This window comes from Kineosporia babensis (assembly GCF_021129305.1).
Classification (GTDB): Bacteria; Actinomycetota; Actinomycetes; order Actinomycetales; family Kineosporiaceae; genus Kineosporia; species Kineosporia babensis.
In genome coordinates this window covers 34144-52100 of record NZ_JAJOMB010000028.1, presented here as the reverse complement: position 1 = coordinate 52100, position 17957 = coordinate 34144, and the positions used below count along the sequence as shown (strand labels likewise).

16 protein-coding genes are annotated in these 17957 nt (G+C 68.6%); 3 read left to right on the top strand and 13 right to left on the bottom strand.

All coding sequences use genetic code 11. The features are described from left to right. Positions 1-19 precede the first annotated feature (19 nt). The 9 genes from LR394_RS35680 to LR394_RS43440 all read right to left on the bottom strand — a co-directional run bounded on the left by LR394_RS35680 (position 20) and on the right by LR394_RS43440 (position 9787). Positions 20-1033 carry an ABC transporter permease gene (locus LR394_RS35680; RefSeq protein ID WP_231449105.1) on the bottom strand — a complete coding sequence of 338 codons (1014 nt, stop codon included), beginning with the start codon at positions 1031-1033 and terminating at the stop codon, positions 20-22. Then, positions 1030-2604, bottom strand: coding sequence for a sugar ABC transporter ATP-binding protein (locus tag LR394_RS35675; protein WP_231449104.1), 1575 nt, complete (start codon positions 2602-2604; stop codon positions 1030-1032). Before LR394_RS35675 ends, LR394_RS35680 begins: the two co-directional genes overlap by 4 nt. A 2-nt stretch (positions 2605-2606) precedes the next feature. Next, positions 2607-3755 (bottom strand): sugar ABC transporter substrate-binding protein, encoded by a 1149-nt coding sequence (locus LR394_RS35670; RefSeq protein WP_231449103.1) that lies wholly within the window; start codon positions 3753-3755, stop codon positions 2607-2609. A 69-nt stretch (positions 3756-3824) separates the two neighbouring features. Next, positions 3825-4688 (bottom strand): MBL fold metallo-hydrolase, encoded by an 864-nt coding sequence (locus tag LR394_RS35665; protein WP_231449102.1) that lies wholly within the window; start codon positions 4686-4688, stop codon positions 3825-3827. Further along, a complete protein-coding gene (locus LR394_RS35660; RefSeq protein ID WP_231449101.1) occupies positions 4688-5062 on the bottom strand; it encodes a cupin domain-containing protein in 375 nt (124 codons plus the stop codon). The genes LR394_RS35665 and LR394_RS35660 overlap by 1 nt, the downstream gene beginning before the upstream one ends. Continuing rightward, positions 5059-5634 (bottom strand): isochorismatase family protein, encoded by a 576-nt coding sequence (locus LR394_RS35655; protein ID WP_231449100.1) that lies wholly within the window; start codon positions 5632-5634, stop codon positions 5059-5061. The genes LR394_RS35660 and LR394_RS35655 overlap by 4 nt, the downstream gene beginning before the upstream one ends. 101 nt (positions 5635-5735) lie before the next feature. After that, on the bottom strand, positions 5736-7148 hold the full coding sequence (locus LR394_RS35650) for a dihydroorotase (RefSeq protein ID WP_231449099.1): 1413 nt from the start codon (positions 7146-7148) through the stop codon (positions 5736-5738). After that, positions 7145-8041 (bottom strand): isocitrate lyase/PEP mutase family protein, encoded by an 897-nt coding sequence (locus LR394_RS35645; protein WP_231449098.1) that lies wholly within the window; start codon positions 8039-8041, stop codon positions 7145-7147. The genes LR394_RS35650 and LR394_RS35645 overlap by 4 nt, the downstream gene beginning before the upstream one ends. A gap of 1071 nt (positions 8042-9112) precedes the next feature. After that, a complete protein-coding gene (locus LR394_RS43440) occupies positions 9113-9787 on the bottom strand; it encodes a GntR family transcriptional regulator (protein ID WP_231449097.1) in 675 nt (224 codons plus the stop codon). Positions 9788-10078: 291 nt separating this feature from the next. Between LR394_RS43440 and LR394_RS35635 the strand changes: the two genes are divergently transcribed. The 3 genes from LR394_RS35635 to LR394_RS35625 are packed head-to-tail and all read left to right on the top strand — an operon-like array spanning position 10079 to position 14278. Next, positions 10079-12856, top strand: a complete 2778-nt coding sequence (locus LR394_RS35635) for an ABC transporter permease family protein (protein WP_231449096.1) — start codon at positions 10079-10081, stop codon at positions 12854-12856. Next, positions 12846-13694, top strand: a complete 849-nt coding sequence (locus tag LR394_RS35630; RefSeq protein WP_231449095.1) for an ABC transporter ATP-binding protein — start codon at positions 12846-12848, stop codon at positions 13692-13694. Before LR394_RS35635 ends, LR394_RS35630 begins: the two co-directional genes overlap by 11 nt. Next, positions 13688-14278 carry an ATP-binding cassette domain-containing protein gene (locus LR394_RS35625; protein ID WP_231449094.1) on the top strand — a complete coding sequence of 197 codons (591 nt, stop codon included), beginning with the start codon at positions 13688-13690 and terminating at the stop codon, positions 14276-14278. The genes LR394_RS35630 and LR394_RS35625 overlap by 7 nt, the downstream gene beginning before the upstream one ends. On the opposite strand, the gene LR394_RS35620 is transcribed toward LR394_RS35625, so the two are convergent. The 4 genes from LR394_RS35620 to LR394_RS35605 are packed head-to-tail and all read right to left on the bottom strand — an operon-like array spanning position 14273 to position 17935. After that, positions 14273-14872 (bottom strand): hypothetical protein, encoded by a 600-nt coding sequence (locus LR394_RS35620; protein WP_231449093.1) that lies wholly within the window; start codon positions 14870-14872, stop codon positions 14273-14275. The genes LR394_RS35625 and LR394_RS35620 overlap by 6 nt on opposite strands. Beyond that, positions 14869-15711, bottom strand: coding sequence for a carbohydrate ABC transporter permease (locus tag LR394_RS35615; RefSeq protein ID WP_231449092.1), 843 nt, complete (start codon positions 15709-15711; stop codon positions 14869-14871). The genes LR394_RS35620 and LR394_RS35615 overlap by 4 nt, the downstream gene beginning before the upstream one ends. Continuing rightward, positions 15708-16655: a carbohydrate ABC transporter permease gene (locus LR394_RS35610; RefSeq protein WP_231449091.1), complete on the bottom strand. Its 948-nt coding sequence runs from the start codon at positions 16653-16655 to the stop codon at positions 15708-15710. The genes LR394_RS35615 and LR394_RS35610 overlap by 4 nt, the downstream gene beginning before the upstream one ends. Continuing rightward, on the bottom strand, positions 16652-17935 hold the full coding sequence (locus LR394_RS35605; protein ID WP_231449090.1) for an ABC transporter substrate-binding protein: 1284 nt from the start codon (positions 17933-17935) through the stop codon (positions 16652-16654). Before LR394_RS35605 ends, LR394_RS35610 begins: the two co-directional genes overlap by 4 nt. Positions 17936-17957: the final 22 nt, after the last annotated feature.

Below are 17957 nucleotides of genomic sequence, written 5' to 3'. Positions count from 1 at the left end.
CGGCTCCTTCTGCCAGGACTCAGGCGGCGATCTGGGCGCGGCGCTTGCGCTCACCGCGGGCTCGGACGAGTTTCGAGAGGATGACGGCGATCACCAGGGCACCGCCGTAGAACAGCTGCTGCACGTACTGCTGGGCGCCCATCAGCTGCAGGCCGGTGATGCCGGTGACCAGGAAGTAGACGGCGATCAGGGTGCCCCAGGGGTTGAACCGGCCGATCTTCAGCACGGTCGAGCCGAGGAAGCAGGCGGCGAAGGCGGGCAGCAGGAAGGCCGCGCCGGAGACCGGGTCGGCACTGGCCGTGGTGCCGGCGTAGACCGCACCGGCCAGACCGGCCAGGGCACCGGAGATCACCAGCGAGGTGAAGCGCAGGCCGTTGACGTTGACCCCGTTGAGCCGGGCCACGTCGCGGCTCTGCCCGACGAACAGCAGGCGCTGGCCGAAGGCGGTGTGGTCGAACACGTACCAGACCCCGAAACACAGGGCCAGGGCGTAGTAGAAGCCGATCGGGATGGAAAGGAACGGCTGGGTCAGCACCACGTCGGACAGCTTGCGGTCGATCCCGCTGATCGTCATCGAGTCGGACAGGTAGTAGATCAGGCCCTGCACCACGGTGCCGATGCCCAGGGTGACGATGAACGGGTCGATCGCGAACTTGGTCACGATGGTGCCGTTGACCACGCCGACCAGCGCGCCGGCGCCGATCGCCAGCAGCACCGAGAGCCAGATGTTGAAGCCGTGATTCACGTTCAACACTGCCACCACGACGGTGGACAGGTTCAGCGTGCTGGCCACCGACAGGTCGTAGTCACCGGCCCGCAGCGGCACCAGCAGGGCCAGCGCCAGGATCAGCAGGGTGACCTGCGAGCCGAGCATGTTGGAGATGTTCGCGGTGGTCGGGAACGTTTCCGGGACGATCACGCAGAACGCCACGATCAGCACGGCCCAGACACCCAGCAGGGCGAAACGTTCCGGCTCGGCGGGCTTCTTCGCTACCGCACGGGTGGCCGGCGGCGCCTTCTCGGTGGTGCTCATGATGCCTCTTCCGCGTAAACGGCGGACGCCAGCGCGTCCTTCGTGATGTCGTCGCCGGTCAGTTCGGCCCGGATCCGGCCCTCGTCCACGACCAGGACCCGGTCGGCCATCTCCACCAGTTGCTCGTAGTCCGAGGTGGCGCACAGCACCGCCATGCCCTGGGCGACCGCGGCCCGGATCAGCTTGAAGATCTCCCGCCGGGCGCCGATGTCGACGCCCTGAGTGGGCTCGTTCAGCAGCATCACCAGCGGCTGGGTGTCCATCCACTTGCCCAGCAGGGCCTTCTGCTGGTTACCGCCGGAGAGGTGGCCGAACATCGCCTGGGGGTTGGGCGGCACCACGTTCAGCCGGTGGCAGGTGTCCTGCGCCTGCTTGCCCAGCGCGCCCCACGGAACCCGCCAGCCCTTGGCCTGTTTGGCCAGGAAGGGCACCGACATGTTCTCCAGCACCGACAGTTCCAGCGCACCGCCCTGGCTCTTGCGGTCGGCCGGGATCAGCACCACGCCGGCGTCCATCGACTTCACCGGGGAGGGCTTGCGGACCGCCTGACCACCGTGCTCCAGCGATCCGGAGACCAGGGCCTTGGAGCCGAACAGCAGGTCGGGCAGCTCCTCGAAACCGGAGCCGGCCAGACCGGTGATGCCCACCACCTCGCCGGAGAACAGGTCCAGATCCAGGTCCTGCACCCGGGTTCCGCGGATCTTGCGGGCGGCCAGCAGCGGGGGCTTGTCGTCCCGGATCACCGCCTTCCCCTTGGCCACGTGCTCGTCGCGGGCGCCGAGGATCAGCTGCACCAGGTCGTCCCGGGTGGCGCCCTCCGTGGAGCGGGTGCCGGCTGTGCGGCCGTTGCGGAACACCGTGACCCGGTTCGTCACCTCGAGGATCTCGTCCAGGTCGTGCGAGACCAGCAGCACCGCGTCGCCCCGGTCGCGCAGCCGGTGCAGCACGTTGAACAGCAGGCCGACCTCGTGCCGGGGCAGGAACACGGTCGGTTCGTCCAGAATCAGGATCTGGCCCGGGCTGCGGTCCTTGGAGGTGCGCTCCTGGGAACCGACGGCGCGGATCACCGCGACCATCGCCCGCTGCACCGGGGTGAGCATGTCGATCGTGGCCGAGGGATCCACGTCGATCTCGAACCGGTCCAGCAGCTCCTGCACCCGGGCCCGCTCGGCCTTCCAGTCCACCCGGGCCCAGCCCTGAGAGGTGCCCTCACGGTCCAGCGCCATGTGCTCCAGCACGGTGTTGCTCAGCGCCAGCCCGAGGTCCTGGTGCACGAAACCCAGGCCCTGGTCACGCAGCCCGCGCGGTCCGAACGGGCTGCTCACCTCGTTGCCGTGGGCGGTCACCGTGCCGCCGTCGGCGTCGTGGAAACCGGCCAGGATCTTGATCAGGGTGGACTTGCCGCTGCCGTTGGCACCGAGCAGCCCGTGCACCTCACCCGGCCGGACGTCGATGTCGACGCCGTGCAGGGCGGGCACCCCGTTGAACGACTTCTTCAGCCCCTTGACCCGCAACAGCGGGGCGAGCGTCGCCGCCCCGCTGTCGCCGGCGGTGTTCACCGCTTGAGTCATGATCAGGAAAGTCCCCACAGCTCGAGGTACGCGCTCTTGTACTCGTCGCCGAAGCCCTTGCCGCTGGCCGGCGGGTTGCCGGTCTCGTCCACGTTGGTGGAGTCGATCACCCGCACCGGGCCGGAGGCGGCCTCGATCGGGTCGGCCTTCAGCATCGCCCGGTAGGCGGTGTCGATGTTGACGTAGGCCACCCAGTCCGGGTTCTCGGCCACGTCCATCGCCACCGTGCCGTCCTTGACCATGGACAGGATCGAGGGGGTGCCGTTGAACGTGTAGATCGGCACCTCACGGTTGGAGGCCGCCTGCTTGATGCCGGGGGCCGCGTACAGCGCCATCGAGTCGTAGATCGGCAGCACCGCGTTGATCTTCGGGTCCTTCAGCAGGGCCGACTGCACCTGGCTCTGGATCTGCTGCGACCACTGCGGCACGGCCACGTTGATCACCGTGGACTTCGAGCCCGAAGGAGCGCTCTCCTTCAGGGTGTTCGCCACCGTGTCGACCATGCCCTTGGCCGGGCCGGTCTCGGAGGACTGGATCACCAGGGCGTGCACCGGCTCGCCCTTGGCCCCGACCACCGCGTTCAGCGTCATCAGCTCGGCGGCCTCGTTGAACGGGGCGAACGCCTCGTACTCCACGCCCTCGGCGGACGGGTCGCCCTTGTCGGTCAGGTGCAGCGGGATCACCGGCACCCCGGCCTTGTTGGCGGCGTCGATCTGCGGGCCCAGGGTGGTCGGCAGCGGGCCGTTCAGCAGGATGGCGCCGGCCTTGGCGTTGATCGCCTGGGCGATGCCCTGCTGGTAGGAGGTCTGGCTGCCGTCCGACGGGAAGGTCACGAAGTTGACCCCGGCCTCGGCCGCGACCTCCTTCATCGCCTTCTCACCGGCGGTGTAGAACTCGGCCTTGCTGTCGATCGGGATCGAGTAGATCGTCTTGCCCTTGAGCGCGCTGACGTCGATCGGGGCGCCGAGGTCGTTGGTCGCCGGAACGGCCTTGGCGGCGTCGATGATCTTCTGCGCCGCCTCCACCTTGGCCTGGCCGTCGGCGGAGTCGCCGCCGCCGGTCGATCCGGCGTCGCTGCTGCCTCCGCCGCAGGCGGTGAGGGAGAGGGCGGCCGCGGTGACGACGGCCAGAGCTGCCTTGTTGATGCGCATGGTGACACTCCGATGTGTGCAGAAAACTCCGGGCAGAGAGCTGTTTCGGGACTGTGGTGCGGGAGCGGCCTAGCGGGAGGCCAGGTCGGGACGCTCGAGGAGGTCTTCGTAGATGCGGGAGATCGAGCGTCGCTGGAACATCTCGATGAGGTCGTCGGGGTAGCCGACGTAGTCCTCGGTGTCGACGTGGATGTTGTCGGGGAACCGGATCTCGTCACAGGCCTGCTCCTGGCTGTGGCCGGCCTTGATCGCGGCGGCGACGTCGCCGACCACTTCACGGCCCTGGGAGCGGTACTGCTCGAGGACGGCACGGTCGGCTACTTCGCCGTGCCCGGGGATCAGAACCTGGAAGTCGTAGGCGGCCACCGCGTCGATCGCGTCGAACCAGTTCCACAGCCGGGAGTCCTGGAACGAGGGCAGACCCGCCTCGCAGACGATGTCGCCGGTGAACACCACCCCGTCCTGGGGCAGGTAGGCGATCAGGCTGTTGGACGTGTGCCCGGGCTGGAAGGTCAGTTCCAGGTGCACGTCGTCCAGGTGCAGTTCGAGCTTCGAGTCGAAAACCACCTCCGGCCGGCGGACCTGGTACTGCGCCATCAGCGGCAGCGCGTCCGGGTCGATCCGGGCCATCAGGTCGGCCAGGTACTGGTCGGTGGGGGCGTCCACGGTCAGCCGCTCGCGGGTGCCGCGGTGCGAGACCACCTCACCGCCCATCCAGTAGTTGCCGATGGTGTGGTCGGGGTGATGGTCGGTGTTGACCACGTAACGGGTCTGGCCGAAGCCGTCCGCCACCTGGCGCCAGGCGATCGCGTCGGTGGGCCGGTGCGGGGTGTCGACCAGGGCCAGGCCCCGGGCACCGACGATGATCGAGTTGTTGCTGCCGAGATTCGCGATCTCGACGTGCACGTGCTCGCTGACCTGCTGCAGGGCCATCAGTTCTCCTCAGGGTCAGGCATGGTCGGGCCGGCCAGGAAGCCGAGCAGGTTCTCCACCCGGCCGGGGGCGAAGATCTCCACGAAGGTGGCCTCACCCTCGATGCTCCGGCCCGAGTGCCGGACACCGCGCGGGATGATCACCACGGAACCGGTTTCCAGCACCGTCTCCTCACCGGCCACGGTGAACGAGATCCGGCCGCTGGTGACCACCATCGCCTGCTCGTTGTCCGGGTGGTCGTGCTCGGGCAGCACGCTCGGGTGCACCCAGCGGATCTGGTTGATGCTCATCTCCCGGCCGGCCACCGCGGTGCGGAAGTTGCCCGGCAGCACTTCCCTTTCGGGGAGCTCGCCGAAGGCGGCCCAGTAGCTCACAGCGCCTCCAGCTTGGTGATCAGCTCGCTGGTGGTGCAGACATCGGCGTACTTCTGGCCCATGTCGAAGAGGTTGACCTCGTGGACGATCGGGCTGCGGTCGTACACCGCGTCGCTGGGCACGGCGACCTTGTAGTTCAGCGAGAACGCATCCACCACGCTGCCGCGCACGCAGCCCGAGGTGGTGCAGCCGGTGACCACCAGGCTGTCGATCCCGGACTGGACCAGGTAGCTGGCCAGCGGAGTGCCGAAGAACGCGCTGGGGTGGCGCTTGGGCAGCAGCACGTCGCCCTCGCGCGGCGCCACCTCGGCGACGAACTCGTAGCCCTTGGCCGGGATGTTCATGATGCCAGGAACTTTGGCGCCCAGGGCGCCCTGGTCGTAGCTCTGTTTCGGGGCCACGTGCGGGTAGAAGACCGGCCAGTCCTTGGCCCGGAACAGCTCCAGCAGCTGCTGGATCTGCGGCACCGCGGCCCAGCCCTCTTCGCCGCAGCTGGTGGTGAACTCCTGCAGCGCTTCGTCGAACGGCCGGGGCTCGGTGCCCACGGTGCGGTACTGCACGTCAATGATCATCAGACCGGGACGCCTGCCCAGGCCTACGGGGCGTCCGAAACCGGCCGCTTCATAGCGCTTTCTGGTCAGATCATCAATTACGGACGGTGTGGTCGCCTCGGTCACTGCTGGTCCTCCTTCGCGATGGTGGCGAGTGCGGTGGCCCCGCTGGTCTCACGGCGCAAGTAAGTGCCGGTGGTGGTCTCGGACAGGACCCCGTCGCGCAGGGCGAAGTGGCCACGGACGATGGTGTGGACGATGCGCAGCGGCACCTCGGTGCCTTCCCAGGGGGTGTATTCCGCGCCGGAATGCTGGGTCTCGGCGTTGATCGTGTAGGAGCCGTCCAGGTCGACCACGGCCAGATCGGCGTCGGAACCGACCCGGATCGTGCCCTTGCGCGGGTACAGGCCGAACAGCTGGGCGGAGCGGGTGGAGGTGGCATCGACCAGGCGCTCCAGCGGGATCCCGCGGCGCAGGCCCTCGGCCAGGGTCAGCGGCAGCACCCCGCCGGTGCCGGGGAAGCCGGCGCTGGCCTTCCAGATGTCCTTCTCCTTGAAGGAGCGGTGCCGGGCGTTGTGGTCCGAGCCGACCGTGTCCAGCTCACCGGAAGCGAGTGCTTCCCAGAGGCTCTCGAGGTCGCCGGTCTCGCGCAGCGGCGGGTTGACCTTGCCGTAGGTACCGGCGGGGGAGTCGGTGGTCAGAGTCAGGTAGTGGGTGCAGGTCTCGACGAACAGGTTGCCGTAGCTCTCCCGCTGGCGGCGCATCGCCTCCAGAGCCAGGGTGCTGCTGGTGTGCACGGCGTAGACCGAGGCGCCGGTCACCGAGGCCATGTAGGCGACCCGCTGCACGGCCTCGGCCTCCACGAAGGAGGGGCGCGAGGCGTTCCAGGCGGCGAGCGGGCCCCGGCTCTCGTCGATCGGCCGGCCCTTGAGCTTCCAGACCAGCTCGATGTTCTCCGGGTGCGGGTTGATCATCGCGCCGTGGTCGGCGGCCATCCCCAGCACGTCGTACATGTAGCCGTCGTCGTTGCCCGGCAGGCCCAGGTACGCGCCCTCCTCGCCGCGGAAGTTCATGAAGAACTTGAAGCTGGAGATGCCGTAGTCGGTGATGTAGCCGGGGATCTCCTTGACGTGGTCCTGCGAGCCCACGCAGATGTGGAAGCCGAAGTCGACGTGCGAGTCGCTCTCCATCACCTGCTGGGCGCCGGGCACCACGCCGTTGTAGGACTCGCCGCTCATCAGGTAGACGAGCATCGAGGTGATCCCGCCGGCCGCCGCCGAGGCGGACTCCAGCAGGGCGTCGTCGCTGTCCTTGGGCACCCGGATGTCCTTGCCCAGGTGCACGTGCGGGTCGATCGCGCCGGGCAGCACCAGCTTGCCGTTCAGTTCCACGGTCTCGCGGGCCGCGGCCTCGAAGCCGGGCTCCACGATCGCCGCGATCCGGCCGTCCTGGATCAGCAGGTCGACCTTGGTGAGGCCGTTGCCGTGCAGGAACACCTGGCCGCCGTGCAGCCGGAGGTCGTAGGTCATCGTCATGCGGCTCCTCCTCGGGTATCGGACTCGCCAGCGGCGTAAAGCGCTTCCAGACGGTCGAACTCGGGCTTGCGCACCAGCGCCTGCCGGTCCTGCCAGCTGATCATCAGCTCGCCGGCCTCGCGGGTGTCGCCGTGCTCGGCCAGGTGCTGCAGCACGGTGCGCATCCCGGCCACCGCGCCGCGCATGGTGGCATTGGCGTAGAGCGCGACCCGGAAGCCCAGCTTCTCCAGATCTTCTCGCGAGGTGATCGGGGTCAGCCCGCCCTCGACCATGTTGGCCATGTGGACGCCGGGCACCGTCCGCACGATCGCGGCCATCTGCTCGTGATCGCCCGGGGCCTCGACGAAGAGCACATCGGCGCCGGCGTCGCGGTAGGCCTGGATCCGCTCCAGGGCCCGGCCCAGCCCTTCGGTCGAGATCGCGTCGGTACGAGCCACAATCACCAGGTCGTCGTCCTTGCGGGCGTCGACGGCGGCGTGGATCTTGCCCACCATCTCCTGCTGCGTGATCACCTCTTTACCGGCGAAATGACCGCACTTCTTGGGGCTTACCTGGTCCTCGAGCTGAATCCCGGCGGCTCCGGCCCGTTCCAGCATCCGGATGGTGCGCTGGACGTTGAGCGCGTTCCCGAAACCCGTGTCGGCGTCCACCACCAGTGGGATCGCCACCGTGTCGGCGATCGCCGCGACGTGGGCGGTGAGTTCGGAGAGGGTCAGCAGGCCCAGGTCCGGCATGCCCAGATAGGTGTTGGTCAGCCCGGCGCCGGAGACGTAGACCGCCTCGAAACCGGCCTCCTCGACCACGCGAGCGGTCAGGGCGTTGGGGGCGCCCGGAAGCATCAGCGGCGGGCCTTCGGAACCGAGCAAATCGCGCAGTCGGCGTGTGGTCGTCATCGATCCGTCCTTAGTCCCGTGCCACGCGTGATCCGTTCCGCCTCGGGCGGTTTGGATCAAGCGCGGCGCCGGCCTGATCTGAATCCGGTGGCAGCCGCCTCCCACTGTGTGGGCGGCGTCACTGCCGTGCGGCAATACTCAACCGTCGACTGACAACTGTCAACAGTTTGCGGTGACGCGCAACACGCACGTTACGACCGACGGTCATTTCCGCCTGGCAAATCCGGACGGATGCCCCCAATTCGCGGGGGTTGTTGCGGGAGGAAGTCATGGCAGTGCTTCTGTTCGGGTGACGGTCGACGGCGGTTGCGTGAAGAACCTCGTCCGATCCGGGGGCGATCCTGAGGGCGTGCCCGATGATCAAGCCCCGTCCAGGCCCAATTCGGGGTGCCGAGCCGGGGGATAGCCCCACGCAGGTGTCGCTTCGGTGCAAGCAGTACCAGGTGTACACATTTTGCGAACGGGTGGATCGGCCCGGCGATGGTCTGGGGCGGGAGACAAGTCTCGATTTCTGGAAGGAACGGGAGAACGAGGGCAAACGGCCCGGAAGTCCGGGCGCACCGGAGTCTCGGTACAAGGAAGGCTCGGTACAAGGGAGCGTTGGCACAAGGGGATCTCGGTACAACGGTGCCTCGGTACGGCGGAGCCCAGAGGTGGCTCGCCAGAGGTGGCTCGCCAGGGGTGGTGCGCCACCGATCGGTGAGGCCAAGCGAGCAGGCCTGCTGCTGGGCGGGGACATTCAGATGATGTGTACGCCTGGTACCAGGTGGACCACCTGGGCACATCGTGAGCGGTTCGTTGGTCGGGTCCTGTGCGGGCGATTCCAGGGAACGCGTAAACAAAGTGCTGCCATAGACACTTTGTTTACGCGTTGTCGTGAACTCGCCCGGGTAGCAGCCAGGGGGTGGGGAGGACTGGGCTGGCACGGTCTCGCCAAGGTTGGGTGGCAGATCCGCGGACAGGTCGTCAAGGCCGGCGGGGTCGAGCGACCGGAGGGGCCAATCAACCGGCGGGGTCGAGCGACCGGTGGGGTCAACCGGCCGGCGGCCTGGTGGGCTTGTCAGGGCAAGGTCAGTCGCTGGTGAAGCCGAGGGCCTCCAGGGCGCCCCGGCGGGCGGCGGCCAGGTGTGCGGCCATGGCCTTGCCGGCCTGGTCGGCGTCGCGCTTCTGAATGGCCTTGACCAGGGCGCGGTGCTCGTGGAGGGCGTCGCGGGCCCGGGCTGGTGCCTTGGCCGACATCCGGCGGGCCAGCAGGATCTGGCGCTGGGCCTCCAGCGTGGCCCGGCCGATCGCCTCGTTCCCGGACAGCGCGATCAGTCGCGAGTGCAGGTCGTGATCGGCGGGGTAGGCGGAGTCGGGGGCGGCGGCGAGCATTTCGTCGGTTTCACGCACCAGGTCGCTCAGGCCCTCGATGTCCTCATCCGAGGCGCGCTCGCAGACCAGGCGCACCACGTGGCATTCCAGCGCGGTGCGTAGTTCGTACAGTTCCTCGACCTGGTACTGCTCGAAGGTGCGCACGAACGCGCCGCGGTGGCTGATCACGGTGAGCAGGCCCTCGGCGGCCAGGCGCTGGATCGCCTCGCGCAGCGGGCCCCGGCTGATGCCCAGTGCCTGGGAGAGGCTGACCTCGTTGATCCGCTCGCCCGGGGCCATCTGGCCGTCGAGGATCATGTCGCGCAGGACCGTTTCGGTGCGGCGGGAGAACGTGCTCTCGCGGTCGAGCCGGGCCTGCTTCGTGTCGTTCACGGAAAAATGATCCTCGTCCGGCGGTGGTCGGGCACCGCACCTGGCCTAGGGCAACCCCTAATGCTGCGGACCAGGCATGTCAACTGTCAACAAACGGGCGCCCAACGTCCACTGTTCCTGCTCGTATCCGCACTTGCGGTGGGAGTGAAAAACGTACGGCAAGGTGAAGAAGGGTGCCGTAAACCCTTGAAAGAGGTAACGATTCGCATAAGCGATGCCGATCGTCGAGTCGTTTTGTTCTACTTGCCCGACAAAGGCAACGTAGACAGCCGATGACGAGGTGAAGATCGAATGCGGCGCAACTGGCCCTTGCTGCGCCGCGCGCCGGGGCGCCTGCTGCGCAGCGGTTCCCTGGCCCTGATGATCACCACCAGCGTGGCTCTGCTGGCCGGGCTGGTCGCGGCCGGGCCGTTGTTCGAGCGGTCGACGGCCGCCGGTTCGCTGGAGCGCAAGCTGGCGACGGTGCCGGCCAACTCCTCGGCCGGCCGGCAGGCAGCCGTGAACATCGTGCTGACCGGCCGGATCTGGGACGAGACCCGGCCCGAGGTCGTCAGACTTCTGGAAGAGGTGCCCTGGCTGGGCCCGACGGGCACCTCGGTGTGGCCCGCGAGCTACCAGCTCCAGGAAGGTAATCCGCTTCCTTTCCTGGAAATCGACGGCCAGCGCCGGCCGGCCATGGTCTTCCATCGCACCGGCGCGATCGAGGCGCTCGAGGTGGTGCAGGGCGAGCGTGGGGCCAAGGGGCTGTGGCTGCCCGACAGCGTGGCCGAAGACTTCGCGCTTAAGCCAGGAGACGAGTTCAAGGTCGGTAAGACGTTCGCGGGCGAGGTACCCCCCTGCGAATCGATCCCGGCGGAGGATGAGCCGGGTGTCCCGCCCACCCGGGCGTCGGCAGTCGTCCTGGCCGGTACCTACCGCACCGCTGCGGACGGCCGACTGCCGGCTGGGCGATACTTCTCGTCCATTGCTTCGCGGCTGCCGAGCGATCCGACCGGGTGCCCGTTCCCGGCCCTGTTGATGATCGGCGACCCGGAAACGGTGCAGGCTGCACTCACCGCCGCCGACGAGCTGAAGTACCTGACCTTCTTCGCGGGGCTCGACCCTTCCGGGCGCCTGCCGGAGCGCCTCCGGGACGCAGCGGCCGCGGCCGCGGATCTGCAGCGTGGTGCGTCCGACCCGACGGGCGATCTGCGGGTCGCGGTGACTGGTCAGGGCGCAGTTGCCCGGGTCGAGACCGGGCTGCCGCAGTTGCAGGCCCAGGCTGAGGACGATGCCCGCGCCGCCGCTCAGCAGGGGCGCGGTATCGCCTTGGCCGGGGCGACCCTGGGACTGGCGGCGGTGGTCATGGCCCTGCGGGCGCTGGCCCAGCGTCGTCGCCGTGAGACCGAGTTGCTGGTCGGGCTGGGAACCCCGCCGCACCGAGTGGTCCTGACCGGAGCCCTGGAGCTCACGCTACCGGCCGTGATCGGGGCTGCTACCGGTGGTGCCGTGGCCTACCTCGCCTTCGAGATCTTCGGCCCGCAGCGCAATCTGGGGTTGGGGGCGCTGGTCGACACCGTCGGGGCGGTCGCTCTCGTCGTCGCCTTCACCCTGGTCGGCAACGCGGTGGTCACGCTGCTGCAGGCCCGCTCGATCAGCCGCCGGCTGGCCGGGCGCGAATCCTTCACCGGCCGGGCGGCAGGTCGCGGGCCCTGGCTGCCGTTGCTGATCGGAGCCACGGCGCTGGCGGTGCTCGACGTGCTGGCCCGGGACCGCCGGGCCTCCTACACCGACCCGCTCTCGTCCGTCCTGCCGATCCTGATCCTGGCCAGCGGCAGCCTGCTGCTGGTGCGGCTGGCTCCCTTGGTCACGAAGGCCCTGAACCGGGCCCGGCCCCAAGGCCGTAGCGTCGACCGGCTGGTCCTGCGTGGGCTGCGGGACACCGGAGTGGCGGTGACCGACCTGGTGGTGATCCTGGCGATCGGGGTGGGAGTGCTTGCCTACGGCCTGGTCTCGGCCAGCGTGGTCCACGCTTCCGTGCACGACAAGACTTCGGTGCTGGCCGGAGCCGTGAGCGCGGCCCAGATCCCGGGCTCCAGGGCCCTGGGCGGCGCAGACGGCCTGGATCCGGAACTGAGCGAGGACCTGTCGGTGCTCTGGCGCGCCCCGGGCCTGTTGCGGCCGGGCCGGGCCAATGTCGATGTCCTGGTGATCAACCCGGAAACCTTTCCTGAGGTGGCCCTCTGGGGAGAAGGTGCCGAACTGGCCGAGGCCCGGCAGGCGTTGTCGGTGTTCGACGAACCCGTGGTCGGATTCGTCCCGGCACTGATGGTCGGCCTGCCCGGCCGGGAACCCGGTAGCGGCGGCACCGTCGCGATCGGTAACCGGAACATCGAGTTCGCTGTGAACGGGCAGGCCGCCGCGTTCCCGGGGGCGACCCGTTCAGCCATCGTCTTCGACGCCCGGTCACTGCTGCCGAGGATCGCCGCCGACCGGGAAGGGAAGTTGTTCGTGGAGGGCACCTTCGACGGTGACCAGAATACCTTCAGCACCTGGCTCTGGTCGACCCGCCCGGCCGACGCCCTGGAGAACCACCTCGAAGGGCTGCACATCACCCCGCTGTCGGTGACCTCGATCGAGCAGGCCGAGGCCACCCCGGCGCTCACCTCCAGCGGCTGGGCCGCCACCTATCAGACGGTGCTCGGCGTGGCCGCGCTCGCGCTGGCCGGGCTGGCGGTGCTGGTGGCTGTGGACCGGCGGGTGGCACGGGCCGCCCCGGTGGATCTGGTGCTGCGCCGGTTCGGGGTCAAACCCGCGCGGCTGATCCGGCTGCGTGCCGTCGAACTCGTCCTGACCTGTCTGGCCGCCCTCGCGGTCCTGGTCGTGCCGTTCGGCCTGGTGATGGTTCTGCTGCCGCGACTGGTGGAGCCCGGTCCCACGCTCTCCCCAGCCCTGGGCATGCAGCTCCCGATCGGCCCCTTGCTGCTCAGCGTGCTGGCCGCTGCGGTCGTCACCGCGGCGGCGGTCCGGGTGGCAGCTCGTCGCTCCGCCACCCTGAAACCCGCGGAGGTACTGCGCGATGACCAATGAAACCAGTACCGCGGGCCTACGCAACGTGGTCCGGATCTACCGTGCGGTCTCCGGCGAGGTACATGCCCTGCGCGGGGTGGACGTCGACTTCCCGCCCGGCGGAATCACCGCGATCGCCGGGCCGTCCGGCGGTGGCAAGAGCACGCTGCTGTCGATCCTGGCCCTGCGCGACCGGGCCAGTGCCGGCACCGTCACCCTGTTCGGTACCGATGTCACCGAGGCCCGGGACTCGACCTTGAAACGGCTGCGGCGCAGCAGTATCGCGTGGGTTCCGCAGCGCCCCACCCACGGCCTCTTCCCGCACCTGACAGCGATCGAGAACCTGTACCAGACCGCTCAGATCCGGGGCCGCACCGGCGGCCTGGAGCCGGTCGCAGCCTTGGACCTGCTGGGCCTGACCCACCGCGCCGACGCACCGCCGAGCCGCCTCTCGGGAGGTGAGCAGCAGCGTCTGGCGGTGGCCGCGGCCCTGACCCACGCGCCCGATCTGGTGGTCGCGGACGAACCCACCGCCGAGCTGGACGACGGCAATGCCGAGCGGGTACTGCAGGCGCTCACCAAGGTGGCCGCTCAGGGCACCACCTGCGTGTTGTCCAGCCACGATCCGCGCGCGCTGCGCCGGTTGCCGCGGGTGCTGCACCTACGCCACGGCGTGCTCTCGGCCGAGCGCTCCGGCTCTGAGCCGGCCGAACCCCGGCAGGCCGACGCGGTGATCGACTCGGCCGGCCGGATTCAGCTGTCTCCCGAAGCGCTGAAGTTGTTCCCGGCCCGCCGGGCGCGGATGCAGATAGTCGACGGCCAAGTGGTTCTCAAGGCCCCGGAGGAGAATCCGTGCTGAGCGTCCGGGACGTTAGCCATGGCGTACTGAAAGACGTCGAACTCAGCGCAGATTCCGGAACGCTGGTTGCCCTCACCGGGCACTCCGGTTCCGGGAAGTCCACGCTGTGCCACCTGCTGGCCGGCTTCGAGCGCCCGGAGCAGGGCACGGTGACGCTGGAGGGCCGGCCCACCGCCGAGATCACCGACTGGCGGCAGATCGCCGTGGTGCCGCAGCGGCTGGCCCTGCTGGAACAGCTCACCGCCGTGGAGAACCTGCTGCTGGCGGCCCGGCTCGCGGTCGAGACCACCCAGGCCGAAAAGATTCTCGACCGGCTGGGGGTGGACGTGCTGGCCGAGCGTCCGGTGGGGCAGGGCTCGATCGGGGAGCAGCAGCGGGTGGCCGTGGCCCGGGCCCTGCTGCTCGACTCGTCGCTGGTGGTGCTGGACGAGCCGACCGCGCATCAGGACGACGACAACGCCCGCCGGGTGATCGACGCGGTGCTGGCCGGGGTGGAGGCGGGGTCGCTGGTGATCACCTCCACCCACGACCCGCGCCTGCTGAACCACGCCGGCTTCACGCTGCCGTTGGGAACCGGCCTATGAGCGGGCTTCCACGGCCAGCGCGGCCAGCGCCAGCAATCCACCCACCACGATGAACAGCGCGGGCAGCATCAGCGTGATGGCCACCACCATGGCCGCCGCGCCCAGCAGCAGCGCGGTGCCGACCGGATCGTTCGCGGTACGCCGGGCGGCCACCCGGATCTGCTCCAGCCAGGGCAACTCGGCCGAGGTGGTCGAGCCCACGATCCGCAGGATCAGCACCGTCACGAAGAACAGGCCCAGGTAGCTCACCGTGGAAACCAGTGCCGCGCCCGGCAACTGCACGTGCTCGACGATCATCAGGTTGAGCCAGAGCACGAGCAGCACCGCCGGGGCCAGCGTCCCGACCACACCGAAAGCCCTCACCGCAGGAACAAACTCGCGCAGAGACGTCCTCAAGCTGTAACTCTCGCCGTTCAGGTGTGCCCGCAGCTGGCGGACCGCGAGGACCAGGGCCGGCACGGCCGTGACCACCCCGAAACTCGCGACCGCCACCAGCACACCCGTCACCAAAGTCTCGCCCAGCAGGGCGAAGGCGGGGGAGGGGCCGGCGAGGGTCTGGTCCCGCCGGGCCCTCGAGAACGAAGGACGCCTCATCCCTTCAGTCCCGTGGTGGCCACGCCACCGATCAGGTAGCGCTGGAACACCAGGAAGAAGATGATCACCGGAGCCAGGGCCAGCACCGCCATCGCCATCTGCGCCCCGTAGTCCGACGTCGAGGTCTGGTCGACGAACAACCGCAACGCCACCGGAAGCGGGTACAGGTCCGAGTTCTTCAGGTAGAGCAGCGGCCCGAAGAAGTCGTTCCAGCTCCAGATGAAGGCGAAGATCGACGCGGTGGCCAGCACCGGCTTCATCAGCGGCAGGGTGATCGAGCGGAAGATCCGCACGTGCCCGGCGCCGTCCAGGAACGCCGCCTCGTCCAGCTCGCGCGGTAGGCCCCGCATGAACTGCACCATCAGGAACACGAAGAATGCCTCGGCCGCCAGGAACTTGCCGATCAGCAAGGGCACCATGGTGTCGACCAGGCCGAGATTGTTGAAGATGATGTACTGCGGAATGATCACCACGTGGAACGGCAGCAGCAGCGTGCCGATCATCAGCGCGAACCACAGCTTGCGGCCGGGGAAGTCGATCCGGGCGAAGGCGTAGGCGGTCACCGAGGCCGACAGCACGGTGCCCACCACGGCCCCGACCGCCAGGATCACGCTGTTGAGGAAGAACCTCCAGAACGAGACCCCGGCGATGCCGTTCAGCGCCGTGCGGAAGTTGTCGAAGCTCGCGTCGTGCGGGATCAGGCTGACCGAACCGACGATCTGGTTGGTCGGCTTGAACGCCGAGAGCAGCATCCAGGCACCGGGATACAGCACCACCACGGCGATGGCCAGGGCACCCAGGTGCCACGCGATCGAACCCAGGGTCTTCTTCGAGATCACCGCTCGTCACCTCCGTAGTGAACCCAGGCGTTCGAGGTCTTGAACATCACGAAGGTCAGCGCGCCGACCACCAGCACCAGCACCCAGGCCATCGCCGAGGCGTACCCCATCCGGAAGTCCTGGAAACCGCGCAGGTACAGGTACAGCGTGTAGAACAGGCTGGACCCGGCCGGCGCCCCGGTGCCGTTGGAGATGATGAAGGCCGAGCTGAAGATCTGGAACGAGTGGATGGCCTCCAGCAGCAGGTTGAAGAAGATCACCGGCGAGAGCATCGGCAGGGTGATGCTGACGAACTTGCGCCAGCGCCCGGCCCCGTCCACCGCGGCCGCCTCGTACAGTTCGTTGGGCACCTGCTTCAGGCCGGCCAGGAAGATCACCATCGGGGCGCCGAACTGCCAGGTGGTCAGCAGCACGAACATCGGCATCACCAGGCTGGGGTTGCCGATCCAGCCGCCCCAGTCCAGGCCCACGCCGGAGCCGATCCGGTCGACGATGCCGTCGTCGATGAACAGCGCCCGCCAGACGATGGCGATCGAGACCGAGGCCCCGATCAGCGAGGGCGCGTAGAACACCGAGCGGTAGAAGCCCTGGCCCCGCCGCTTGCTGTTCAGCAGCATCGCGATCGCCAGCGCCGCCGCCAGTTTCAGCGGGGTTCCGATCACCGCGTACATCAGGGTGACCTTGGCCGCCTGCCGGAACTGCGGGTCCTCGAACAGCAGCAGGTAGTTGTCCAGGCCGATCCACTCCGGCGCCCCGAACAGGTTGTACCGGGTGAACGAGAGGTACAGCGAGGCCAGCATCGGCACCGCGGTCAGGCCGAAGAACCCGATCAGCCACGGGGTCAGGAACCCGTAGCCGGCGATCACCTCATGGCGTTTCCAGCGCTTCGGCGGTTGGGGTGGTGCCGCCGCAGCCGGGGCAGCCGGCTTCTCCAGGACGCTCACAGCGTGGCCATCTCCGCCTCAGCCCACCACTGCTCGACGAACTCGTCGTTGGAGATCTTGCCGTACGACAGGTCCTCGGCCAGACGCAGCCAGGTCGCCTCGAGTGTGCCGAAACCCTTGATCGGGACCGGTGTCTCGGCGGTCACGTGCTCGGTCATCGCCTCTTCGTAGGCGGTGGTCAGCGCGTCCGGGCTGCCCTCCTCGGAGACCACGGCCTCGCGCTGGGCGGTGTTACTGGGCACGCCGCGCGAGTTGCCGAAGATCTTGCCCACCTCCGGGTCGGTGAGCAGGAAGTCGGTGAGCTTGGCGGCGGCCACCTTGCGCTCGGAGTTGTTCGCCACCGACAGCAGCATCGAGGGCTTCCAGAACATGCCCTTGGTGCCGTCGGCGCCGCTGGGCGGGGGCAGCAGCTGGATCTCGGTGTCCATGTCGGTGACGTAGGTGGCGGTGAAGTTGTCCCAGTTCAGCTCGCTGGCCTGCTCCGAGACCAGGAACGGGCTCTTCGGCTTGAGCTGGGTGATCCGGTTGGCGCTGGAGAACGCCTTGGCCTGGTTCGGGCCGTCGCCCAGGGCCAGGAACTCCTTGATGTGGTCCTGGGTGAAGGCGATCTTGCCGTCCGCGGTGTACGGGTCGACGCCCTTCTGGACCAGCCACTGGATGAAGATCCAGAGCGTGCCGCGGTAGTCCGCGGTGGCGGTGATCGGCTGGCCCTTCTGCTCGGCCCCGGCCTTCTGGACGTCCAGGATCCAGGCGTTCCAGTCCTCCCAGGTGTAGTCCTCGGCCAGCGGCTCGACCCCGGCCTTCTCCACCACCGCCGGGTTCACGAACAGGGCGAAGGTGTTGGTGCCGGCCGACAGGCCCAGCAGCTTCTCGTCCACCTTCCCGGCGTTGAGCTGCCCCTCGTCGAAGCCCGAGGTGTCGATGTCGGAGAGCCCGGAAAGATCCGCCAGGTGATCGTTCTCGGCGTACTCGCGCAGGTAGGACAGGTCCATCTGCATCACGTCGGGCAGCGCCCGCCCGGCCGCCTCGGTGGAACGCGCGGTCCAGTAGTTCGGGAAGTCGGTGAACGAGGTCTTCACCTTGATGTCCGGGTTGGCGGCCTCGAACAGGGCGATCGCCTCCTTGTACTTCACCGCCCGGTCGTCACCGCCCCACCAGGTGAAGGTGATCGTGCCGGTGGCGCCGTCACCGCCCGCGTCGTTACCGCCGCCGCAGGCCACGGTGGTGGCCAGCACCGCACCCGCGGTGATCAGGATCGAGAGTTTCTGGGTCAGCTTCATCGTTGAAACCTCCTGGCAGTAT

Bases quoted from the DNA above. Each gene is read 5' to 3' on its own strand.
- LR394_RS35675 (WP_231449104.1), bottom strand. From the start codon at position 2,604: ATGACTCAAGCGGTGAACACCGCCGGCGACAGCGGGGCGGCGACGCTC.
- LR394_RS35650 (WP_231449099.1), bottom strand. From the start codon at position 7,148: ATGACGATGACCTACGACCTCCGGCTGCACGGCGGCCAGGTGTTCCTG.
- LR394_RS35670 (WP_231449103.1), bottom strand. From the start codon at position 3,755: ATGCGCATCAACAAGGCAGCTCTGGCCGTCGTCACCGCGGCCGCCCTC.
- LR394_RS35680 (WP_231449105.1), bottom strand. From the start codon at position 1,033: ATGAGCACCACCGAGAAGGCGCCGCCGGCCACCCGTGCGGTAGCGAAG.
- LR394_RS35645 (WP_231449098.1), bottom strand. From the start codon at position 8,041: ATGACGACCACACGCCGACTGCGCGATTTGCTCGGTTCCGAAGGCCCG.
- LR394_RS35605 (WP_231449090.1), bottom strand. From the start codon at position 17,935: ATGAAGCTGACCCAGAAACTCTCGATCCTGATCACCGCGGGTGCGGTG.
- LR394_RS35630 (WP_231449095.1), top strand. From the start codon at position 12,846: ATGACCAATGAAACCAGTACCGCGGGCCTACGCAACGTGGTCCGGATC.
- LR394_RS35635 (WP_231449096.1), top strand. From the start codon at position 10,079: ATGCGGCGCAACTGGCCCTTGCTGCGCCGCGCGCCGGGGCGCCTGCTG.
- LR394_RS35655 (WP_231449100.1), bottom strand. From the start codon at position 5,634: ATGATCATTGACGTGCAGTACCGCACCGTGGGCACCGAGCCCCGGCCG.
- LR394_RS35665 (WP_231449102.1), bottom strand. From the start codon at position 4,688: ATGGCCCTGCAGCAGGTCAGCGAGCACGTGCACGTCGAGATCGCGAAT.
- LR394_RS35620 (WP_231449093.1), bottom strand. From the start codon at position 14,872: ATGAGGCGTCCTTCGTTCTCGAGGGCCCGGCGGGACCAGACCCTCGCC.